The following is a 9,002-nucleotide window of genomic DNA, read 5'->3' on the forward strand; positions in this document are numbered from 1 at the left end:
GAAATACGCATTTTTCGCTAAAAATCAAGCAATATTACTGCGACTTGTCAACATGTAAAGTACCATCGTGAGACTGTTTAGCTTGAGTTAAAAAAGAAACCAAATAAGCAGGCGTTATTATCTTCAAAAAGCGATTATTGAAATTGTGCGCTTGTCGCATAATATCAATTGGAGGGGGCGCATTAGTTGCGAGGGAGAGTGTATCGATTGCTATGTTACGAAGGATAAACGCTAAGTGGCCGGCTCTATACTCACAGCAAGTTACATACCTAAAAGAGGTCAACACGCTAATTCTGCACTGAGGAACATGGATTTTTTATGCAGGTAATATCTTAGGTTACGGTTGAGGCTTGCAGTAGCTTTTTATACTTTGCAGGGGTTATTTGCATGATTGATTTAAACTCTCGGATGAGATGGGCTTGATCGGCGTAGTCACACTCAAGGGCAAGTTGGGCAAGATTTATGTTTGGGTTTTCTTTTAATCTCTGTCTTGCTTGTCGCGCTCTATAGATGCGTGCGAGATGCTTTGGGGTGATCCCACAGTGGAGCTTAACTTTTCTTTCTAATTGACGTTTACCGATTGGAGTTTGAGTATATGCTTCATCGAGAGGTGTTAATTTTGCGATATGACTGAGTAGAGTTTGTGTGTACAAGGCTGAGTGATGTTGGGGTACTTGCACTGAAAGCATTGGATGTAGCAGCGTCAAAAGTAACTCAAAACTAGCATGAGATTGCAGGCTTTCGACCATAGTTGCTATTTTACAGGGGTCAACTAGAGGATGGTTAACTGCTTCTAAAAATGCAAACCCAGCAGGCTTGAAACGGATACCGCAGAAGCATGTCGCTTCCGAATAAAATACTTTTACTGACTTTGTTGCTGTTGGCTGAATATAAAAAGGAGCAGTGACTCTGTTATTATTTAGCCATACTTCACCACTAATGGGGATGATGATGCCATTGGCACCATCACTTGGTAGCCATGCTTCGCCCTGAAGCGATGTTTGTGCAAACCAAACAGCTTGCACATAATTTGCTATTTCACCCTCTGGGCGATACATACTAAGACATAAATCAGTTATCATTAAACTCAACTGTTGGTTTAAACATCTTAACTATGCGATTCCAGCTGTTGATAGCATTGATCGCAATAGTTAGTGTTACTAGGCTCTTGTCGTCAAACTCAGACGCTAACTCTTGGTAGAAAGTATCTTCAATTACCTCTGCGTTTGTCAACTTTTCGCATAGCGAAAGCGCTAATCTTTCTTTAGTCGTGTAAAATGTCATGTCTTTCCATGCACTAAGACCGATAATACGGTTTGTTGACTCACCGCTATCAGTAGCTTGAGTTGTGTGCATTGCGATACAAAATGCGCATTGATTTAGCTGTGATGCTCTAAGTTTTACAAGCTCCCAAATTTTAAGTCCGAAAGTGGCTTCGGCTTGTTGTTTAAGTAGCTCTTCCTGACCTAATAAATGTTGAATTAATTGTGGTGCTTGATTGAAATAATCTGCTCTTTTCATTTTTTGTTTCCCTCTGAATTGGTTATGCGGCCAGTGTAGTGACCAATAAGAGGAAAAAATTGAAAAAAAACGTCTTTGTGTAAAATAAAAAGCAGTTCGCAAACAATGTAATTTCTTTACCTCATCCATGTTTTCATTACGTCTAAGGTCAATTAAAGTAAGGTAAATCAGAGCAATGTGCCAGATAAGTCTATATTTAGGATCATTAATGGCATTGATATATATCAGAATAAAAAGGATGTAGTTGTTGTAATGCGAGAATCCACACCAAATCAGAAGCTGTATCGGTTGCCAATTTTAGACAGGATATGGAGCGAAGCAAATTGCCAAGTTATGAACAAAGAGCAGCGTTTTGTGCCAGTTGATTTTGCGCTTGCTAAAACCGTTTTTGACATCATAGGTATTAGTCAGGATCAAGCACATAAGTTAAAGTATCAGTATGCGCATAGCTATACACAGTTTGTCGAAGCGATTATAAAATTAGCACCACAAACTACGGAAAAAGTCGAATTACTACAGCATATTACGTGTGGAGCTTCGTGTCCGCAAAGTTACCATAATAAACTAAATACGGTAAAACAGATGGCTGATGTATTGTCTGCCGACGATCTAGCATGCTGGAATACAAACGGCTATGTTGTCGTCAAAAATGCGATTAGTCCATCAAACTGCCAGCGTGCCTTAAGCGTGATTTGCGATTTTTTAGAAGTTGATATAAATAATCCCGATACTTGGTATAACTTGGATGGTGACAAGATCAGTAAAACGATGGTGCACTTAGTACAGCATAGTGCTCTAGAAGAAAACAGAAACGCGGTAAGAATACATAAAGCTTTTAGTCAATTATGGCAAACTGAACGTTTACAAGTATCTGCTGATAGATGCGGTTTTAACCCACCTGAAACAGTAAATGATGTTTATCAGGGGACTGACCTTCATTGGGATCTCGATTTTTCTCAGCCGCTCTCTTTTGGCACCCAGGGTATTTTGTACTTATCAGATACATCTCAAGACCAAGGTGCCACTACGGTTGTACCAGGGTTTCATCATAGACTTGCCAATTGGCTCGATGATATGCCATTTGATCCCAATCAACCTCGTCCAGATTATTTTCACCAACAAGGCTCTCAAGCAATTGCTGCTAATGCAGGTGACTTGGTAATTTGGCATCATTTTTTGCCCCATGGCGGCAGCCCGAACAAAGCCACCATGCCAAGGATCGTACAATACATTAATATGCAACCGTTACCGACGGTTTAAGAGGTGAAAAAATCTAAATTTAACAGTTTTTACTCTGAGTGAACTTAGTGTTAACATCGATGATGTAATGAGCGTTGCAGTTAACGTCATAAATAGTTGATATAACACAAGGATCTCCGATGCGACTTGCTTTTTTTAGTATATTTACAACTAAGAGTCCAACAAATGGCGCGTTGCGTAAACTAGATAGGAATAGCCTTAAGCAGCTCAACTCACTGGCAGAGAGTAGTCCGGGTTTTGTGTGGCATATGGGTGAAGGTTGCGAGTCTGTGGCAGCGACAGATTTATTTGGTTGTACTGATGTGCTTGTTACTTTGGCTGTCTGGCGCTCAGAAAGAGCCTTGAGGGAATTTATGTCTCACTCTCTTTGCCAAAAGGTGTTTAGCCGTTCAACCGTCTTTTTAGATGGCTCAGATCCAGAACATTACGTTGTTTGGCGCTTAGACAATGATACGCTACCTACTTTACATGAAGCTAAGGCGAGACTTGATTATTTACGTCGTTTTGGTAGTTCAGACTATGCGTTCAATTGTAATGGATATAGCGAATATCAACTATCATCGCAACAGGATCTGTTGGCGTGATACCTTGAAGCCACAAAGCGCATTGCGCTTTTTATGCCGCATAGTTGTAGGTATATATTAGGGCTTGTTGGCCCACAAGGATGTGGGGTAAGGTGATTTTTTGCGGGAGCACAGAGTCTTTATCGAGCATAACAATACTACGCAAGTGCTGCCTTCTATAAATACCAATCAAACCGCTGCAAAAACAAATTTGAAGGAGCAACTGGGTCTGGTATTGACCAGAGTAAGTACTGTAGCAATTGGTGTTTTTTATCACCGAGTCACTGCTTTTTACTTACTCTGGTTGGCTTAATACTATTTCTAGTAGACTTTACAAATCAGTCCTTTTAGATAAAAGCCCTCGGGATAGTTACCTGCAATAGGGTGATCAGCTGCTTGGTTTAAACGCTCCATGATAAGTAACTCTCTTCCTGCATCCAAAGCGGCATCTGCAACGACTTTTTGAAACAGGTTTTGTTCCATTAAGCCCGAGCACGAAAATGTTAACAAAGTCCCGCCTGGCTTTAGAATTTGCATCGCAATCATATTGATATCTTTATAACCACGACATGCTCCAGTAAGTTGTGCTTTGCTCTCTGCAAATTTGGGTGGATCCATTACGATGGTATCAAATTGACGGCCTTCATCTCGATATTGTCGTAGCAATTTGAACACATCTTGTTTAACAAACTCTGCCCGTGAAATATCTAACGCGTTGTGTTCGACATTTCGTTTTGCGGTGTCAAGCGCTGGTTGTGATACATCGACGTTAATGACCTTAGCACAGCCACCACGTAGCGCATACAGGCCAAAAGTGCCCGTGTAGCAAAAGCAATTTAGCACTTCTTTGTCTTTAACAAATCGCTCAAGGGCTGCTCTACTATCTCGCTGGTCTAAATAAAACCCAGTTTTGTGCCCAGAAATAATATCGACTTCAATTTTTAGGCCATTTTCATTGATGATAACTGGGTTTTTGGGCGCATCCCCTAGAAGGGGCCCGGTGATTTTGTCTAAGCCCTCTTTTTTGCGTACATCTACATCAGAGCGCTCATAGACATGGCATTCAGGGAACAATGACTTAAGCGCCATGACAATTTCGCCTTTGTGACGTTCTGCACCAGCACTGAGTAATTGACAAACCAAGTAGTTATCAAATTTGTCAATTGTTACTCCAGGAAGGCTATCTGATTCTGCTGCACATAGACGAAATCCAGTTAACTCACCTTCATCGATGACGTACTTGCGCGCGTCTAGCGCTCGAGAAAGTTTTTGCTCAAAGAAGGTTTGGTCAATATTTTGTGATTCATCAAAAGTCCAAACTCTGGCTCTGATCTGTGAATCAGGGCTGTAAGCTGCAGTTGCAAGGTATTTACCATCACTGCTGTAAATTTTGACGATATCGCCAAGTGCTGGCTTACCTTTGACTTTTTTAATAGCTTTAGAAAAAACCCAAGGGTGCTTTCTGTTCAAGGATTTTTCTCTGCCAGGTTGCAGGTATAACGCGCAAGTCATAAATTTTCTCTAATCTTTCTTGATACCTGCCATTTTAGAGAAGGGTGTGGCAACATACAATGAGTAATCACCACTCACCTAATTGAATGCTTGTACTTAGCAAATTGATATAGCGTATGATTATACTTCATGAGTCAAATCAAATATAAGGCTTGTAAAGCAAAACCGTTTTGATAGAAAGTAGATAAAAGTTGAGCTTAATGACACTGAAAATACCAGAATTAGAACAAGCATGTGAAGCGTTCATGCTGACAACGCCTTGTGCAGATACAGCGCACGATCTCTCCCATATCAAGCGTGTAGTGCACGTGGCTAAATTAATTTGTGACGGTGAAAAAGCCGATCCTGCTGTAGTGATCCCAGCAGCTTGGTTGCATGATTGTGTCGCAGTTGCAAAAAATCATCCTGATAGACCGCTTGCCTCAAAGCTGGCGGCGGACAAGGCGATACAGTTTTTGACCTCATTGAATTATGATCCATCTAAACTCGACGCAATTCATCATGCAATTGTCGCGCATAGTTTTAGCGCGGGCGTTGCGCCCACAACACTCGAAGCAAAAGTGGTTCAAGATGCTGATCGTATGGATGCACTGGGTGCTATCGGTATTAGCCGCTGTATGAAAGTGGGTGGTGCAATCGCTAGAAATCTTTATCATATTGATGATCCGTTTTGTACACAAAGAGTGGCGGATGACAGCAAGTACACCTTAGATCACTTTTTCATTAAGCTGTTACACATCAAAGATAATATGCATACAAAATCTGCATATCAAGAAGCAGAGCGTCGGACTCAATACATGTTAGATTTCCTAGCGCAGCTTCAATCAGAAATCACTCGCTAGCTAAGCGCTTAAGCGGCAGTAGCCTCTAATCCCATTAGCTATATATCATAACCAGCTAATCATTGTATTGGCTGGCATACTATTAAACCAATGGGGTCGTAAAGGCCACCTATCTGGTCATTTTTTTAACAAAGACCACCACAAATAACGCAAGTGAAAAGCTTCCAGTAAATGCCTCGATTGCCGCGATCAGCCTAGAAATTCCCACAGGAGTGATATCGCCATAGCCTAATGTAGTAAAAGTGACGACGCTGAAATAAAAACTATTGAGTAGTGCTGTGACATTATCTGATAAACTGTTGGTTAAATTTAACTGCATGATTTGATCTTGGAAAGAAACACCGAACAAGAAATAACAAAACGCACAGGTAATTATCATCCCAAGGCTAAAGCGGATAACGTTCTCTGGCTTTTCACCATAGCCACACAATAGATCAACGAAACTAGATATTAGGTGACGCTTTGAATATCTAGGATATTGCGCATGGCGCATACGTAGCTCTTTATACGTAAAGCGCCCAACCATCTCAAAAAGCCCTTGGTTTTCGGCACCTTTGCGCAGCAAGCGATAGATTTCTTCAGACTGTAAAAACAAATCTTCAGCCTCCTCTGTTAATCGGTTTTTGCGGGCTTCTAACGCTTGCTGTTCTTGTAATAATTGCTCTCCAAGCTCCATATTATCTATGCGTGTATTTTCTAGTTTTACGCCCAGCAGGTTCGTGTTCTCTAAGTTGCAGCAGTGGAGACTTGCTTCTCTAAGATCAGCTTTCATGAGGGAAGCATTCTTCATGGTGTTGTTGAAAAGGTGAGCACCTTTTAAGTTGGCTCGGTAAAAGTTGCTGTAAGATAAATCATAGCCGTGATGATGTTCGAAGTTTACTAAGTTGAGTCCTTCTAAATTTGCTCGCTTCAGTTCCAAGCCTTGCAGCAGTCCGCCACGCTTTGCATAACGCTCAAGCTTTTGACTCAGCTCTAAGCCGCTTTTATCAAACTTATTATCATGCCAAAAGCAGTAACCTGAGCCCATATCTATTTCACTGCACTTCTTTCCCTCAGGTGACACATATTGGCAAGTAGGTTTTTCAGCCATTGGTTGCCTAATCTAAAGTACCTTTTCACTAAGCGTAGCAGCAAAAAATAATATTTACGGTGATTTGACTAAAAATCTTTCCAATTTCTAGTGTGTTAGAAATTTATAGATAACCATAAGAGCTGAACAAGCGAAGCGTTGTTGTGTCAATTAGGTTAGTGAAATGACTTTAATGATTAACTCATACTATACTACGCACTTTCAACAGCAGAGAGTCTAATTTCTTGCAATATCTGTTAAAAAAAAGCCGAAAACGTAAGACCGTGGCCATAAAAATAAAGTCAGGTAAGGTCACAGTTTATGCACCAGAGCACATATGTGAACAATGGCTTTATAGCTGGGTAAACAGTAAATCAGATTGGATTGCATCAAAATTGGCGCAGGGCGTTGAGCATACAAAGAATAGGCCTCTTACTACGAACAAAATAGCAATATTTGGTGATAAGTTTACGATCATCAAACAAGCGCAGGCGCTTTCATTTATCGACTTTGATAAAAAGACATTGAATTTAGATGAGAGCAAAGATAGTTGGGGTGAGCTTTTAAAGTTATTGGAAATGACATTAAGTGACTATCTCGATATGGCTATCGCTAAGTACCAACCTGATATTAATGCTCAATTTGATACTTTAAAAATAAGACTATACAAAAGCCGTTGGGGAAGCTTTTCCTCAAAAGGAGTAATTGCATTTAATACCTTATTGGTTGGTGCACCCAAATGGGTCATTGAATATGTCGTGGTACATGAACTGTGTCACTATCATGTCATGGCGCATAACTCCTCGTTCTGGAGTTTGGTAAATATCCACTACGGTGAAAAGTACCAAGATGCACGTAAATACCTTAAGGAGCATGGCAGAGCATTAATGATTGAAAATTAACTTGTTCATATCAATCTCGTCTTTTTGGTCTAACTTTTCCGGCTCTTGCTAATAGCTTTTTGAATGTCGGGCACTCGAAGTGACTGGGAGCTGGACACTTTGCTGCGTGGTAAAGTCCATCCCTAACAGCGCTTAAATGCTTGATGGTATTATCCAGCTCTTCTGCTTTCTTTTGTAACTTTACGCGGTCTATATCGATGTCGCCTTGTGGCGTAAACATTGTTGCGATTTCATCTAACGAGAAGCCTGCATTACGGGCTAAGGTGATTAATGCTAGACGCTCAACAGTTGAAGGTGCAAAAACACGTTTTAAACCTTGCCGTCCAATAGAGCGGATCAAGCCTTTTTCTTCATAATACCTAAGTGTAGACGCAGGTAGCCCTGACTCTTTTACAACCGCACTGATATCCATCAATTACCTTGACTTAAAGTTAGCTTTAACTTGTAGGATAGCGTGGAAAGATCAAAATAAGGAGTGAAAACGTGGAAAAGTTAGAAATTTTGTTACTCGCATCCGTTATTGGCATTGGCGCTACAATTGTTATGGACATATACGGTGCTCTGTTAATGCGAATATTTGCGATTGCGCGATTGGACTATGCCTTGCTCGGTCGATGGGTTGGGCACTTTTTAAAAGGAAAAGTGAGCCATAATGGAATTGCTCGAAGTGCGCCTATTGCAAGAGAAACCATACTGGGATGGTTGGTTCATTATGTAACTGGGGTGGTTTTTGTATTTTTATTTCTTGTATATCAAGGAAAGGCTTGGGTTTATAATCCAGACCTTTGGTCTGTTCTGGCTTTTGGTGCGTTAACAACTGTTTTTCCCTATTTCATTATGCAGCCATGCTTTGGAATGGGGATCGCGGCATCTAAATTACCTAACCCACAAAAAGCGAGAGTAAAAACGTTAGCTACGCATCTAGTTTTTGGTGCTGGGATGTATTTCAGTACAATTGCTCTTACTTCGTTCTGAAGTTATGCAATATATTCTTAATTTTGCTAAGGCTTTTTTGAATGGATGGTGGAGGGAGCTGGATTCGAACCAGCGAAGGCAGAGCCGTCAGATTTACAGTCTGATCCCTTTGGCCGCTCGGGAACCCCTCCTAGATGGAGATATGCTTTGAAAAATGGTGGAGGGAGCTGGATTCGAACCAGCGAAGGCAGAGCCGTCAGATTTACAGTCTGATCCCTTTGGCCGCTCGGGAACCCCTCCATATTTTTAAAGCGTTACAATTTGTCAATGGTGGAGGGAGCTGGATTCGAACCAGCGAAGGCAGAGCCGTCAGATTTACAGTCTGATCCCTTTGGCCGCTCGGGAACCCCTCCTAGAT

At 41.1% G+C, this 9,002-nt stretch carries 10 protein-coding genes and 3 tRNA genes; 5 read left to right on the forward strand and 8 right to left on the reverse strand.

Going from position 1 to position 9,002, the window contains the following annotated elements; translation table 11 throughout:
* Positions 1 to 332 precede the first annotated feature (332 nt).
* Together D9603_RS00910 and D9603_RS00915 are read right to left on the reverse strand one after the other, a co-directional pair.
* On the reverse strand, positions 333 to 1,082 hold the full coding sequence (locus D9603_RS00910) for a helix-turn-helix domain-containing protein (RefSeq protein ID WP_125254316.1): 750 nt from the start codon (positions 1,080 to 1,082) through the stop codon (positions 333 to 335).
* Positions 1,072 to 1,521: a carboxymuconolactone decarboxylase family protein gene (locus D9603_RS00915; RefSeq protein ID WP_125254315.1), complete on the reverse strand. Its 450-nt coding sequence runs from the start codon at positions 1,519 to 1,521 to the stop codon at positions 1,072 to 1,074. Before D9603_RS00915 ends, D9603_RS00910 begins: the two co-directional genes overlap by 11 nt.
* A gap of 177 nt (positions 1,522 to 1,698) precedes the next feature.
* On the opposite strand from D9603_RS00915, the gene D9603_RS00920 reads away from it, so the two are divergent.
* Positions 1,699 to 2,781 (forward strand): phytanoyl-CoA dioxygenase family protein, encoded by a 1,083-nt coding sequence (locus D9603_RS00920; RefSeq protein WP_241651541.1) that lies wholly within the window; start codon positions 1,699 to 1,701, stop codon positions 2,779 to 2,781.
* Positions 2,782 to 2,900: 119 nt separating this feature from the next.
* Positions 2,901 to 3,365, forward strand: a complete 465-nt coding sequence (locus tag D9603_RS00925; RefSeq protein ID WP_128729706.1) for a DUF3291 domain-containing protein — start codon at positions 2,901 to 2,903, stop codon at positions 3,363 to 3,365.
* A gap of 300 nt (positions 3,366 to 3,665) precedes the next feature.
* Here D9603_RS00925 and D9603_RS00930 read toward each other — a convergent pair whose 3' ends face one another.
* Positions 3,666 to 4,856 carry a class I SAM-dependent methyltransferase gene (locus D9603_RS00930; RefSeq protein ID WP_128729707.1) on the reverse strand — a complete coding sequence of 397 codons (1,191 nt, stop codon included), beginning with the start codon at positions 4,854 to 4,856 and terminating at the stop codon, positions 3,666 to 3,668.
* Between the two features lie 200 nt (positions 4,857 to 5,056).
* On the opposite strand from D9603_RS00930, the gene D9603_RS00935 reads away from it, so the two are divergent.
* A complete protein-coding gene (locus tag D9603_RS00935) occupies positions 5,057 to 5,698 on the forward strand; it encodes an HD domain-containing protein (RefSeq protein WP_128729708.1) in 642 nt (213 codons plus the stop codon).
* A gap of 109 nt (positions 5,699 to 5,807) precedes the next feature.
* Here the strand turns inward: D9603_RS00935 and D9603_RS00940 are convergent, their stop codons facing one another.
* Positions 5,808 to 6,788 carry an ion channel gene (locus tag D9603_RS00940; RefSeq protein ID WP_128729709.1) on the reverse strand — a complete coding sequence of 327 codons (981 nt, stop codon included), beginning with the start codon at positions 6,786 to 6,788 and terminating at the stop codon, positions 5,808 to 5,810.
* Between the two features lie 263 nt (positions 6,789 to 7,051).
* On the opposite strand from D9603_RS00940, the gene D9603_RS00945 reads away from it, so the two are divergent.
* Positions 7,052 to 7,669, forward strand: a complete 618-nt coding sequence (locus D9603_RS00945) for a YgjP-like metallopeptidase domain-containing protein (RefSeq protein ID WP_241651542.1) — start codon at positions 7,052 to 7,054, stop codon at positions 7,667 to 7,669.
* Between the two features lie 10 nt (positions 7,670 to 7,679).
* Here D9603_RS00945 and D9603_RS00950 read toward each other — a convergent pair whose 3' ends face one another.
* Positions 7,680 to 8,081 (reverse strand): helix-turn-helix domain-containing protein, encoded by a 402-nt coding sequence (locus D9603_RS00950; protein WP_128729711.1) that lies wholly within the window; start codon positions 8,079 to 8,081, stop codon positions 7,680 to 7,682.
* A 71-nt stretch (positions 8,082 to 8,152) separates the two neighbouring features.
* Between D9603_RS00950 and D9603_RS00955 the strand changes: the two genes are divergently transcribed.
* Positions 8,153 to 8,644 carry a DUF2938 domain-containing protein gene (locus D9603_RS00955; RefSeq protein WP_128729712.1) on the forward strand — a complete coding sequence of 164 codons (492 nt, stop codon included), beginning with the start codon at positions 8,153 to 8,155 and terminating at the stop codon, positions 8,642 to 8,644.
* 46 nt (positions 8,645 to 8,690) lie between these two features.
* Here the strand turns inward: D9603_RS00955 and D9603_RS00960 are convergent.
* The 3 genes from D9603_RS00960 to D9603_RS00970 all read right to left on the reverse strand — a co-directional run bounded on the left by D9603_RS00960 (position 8,691) and on the right by D9603_RS00970 (position 8,997).
* A tRNA-Tyr gene (locus tag D9603_RS00960) sits at positions 8,691 to 8,775 on the reverse strand.
* Between the two features lie 24 nt (positions 8,776 to 8,799).
* A tRNA-Tyr gene (locus D9603_RS00965) sits at positions 8,800 to 8,884 on the reverse strand.
* Positions 8,885 to 8,912: 28 nt separating this feature from the next.
* Positions 8,913 to 8,997, reverse strand: a tRNA-Tyr gene (locus tag D9603_RS00970).
* Between the last annotated feature and the right edge of the window lie 5 nt (positions 8,998 to 9,002).

It is taken from the genome of Pseudoalteromonas sp. PS5 (genome assembly GCF_004103255.1).
GTDB lineage: Bacteria > Pseudomonadota > Gammaproteobacteria > Enterobacterales > Alteromonadaceae > Pseudoalteromonas > Pseudoalteromonas peptidolytica.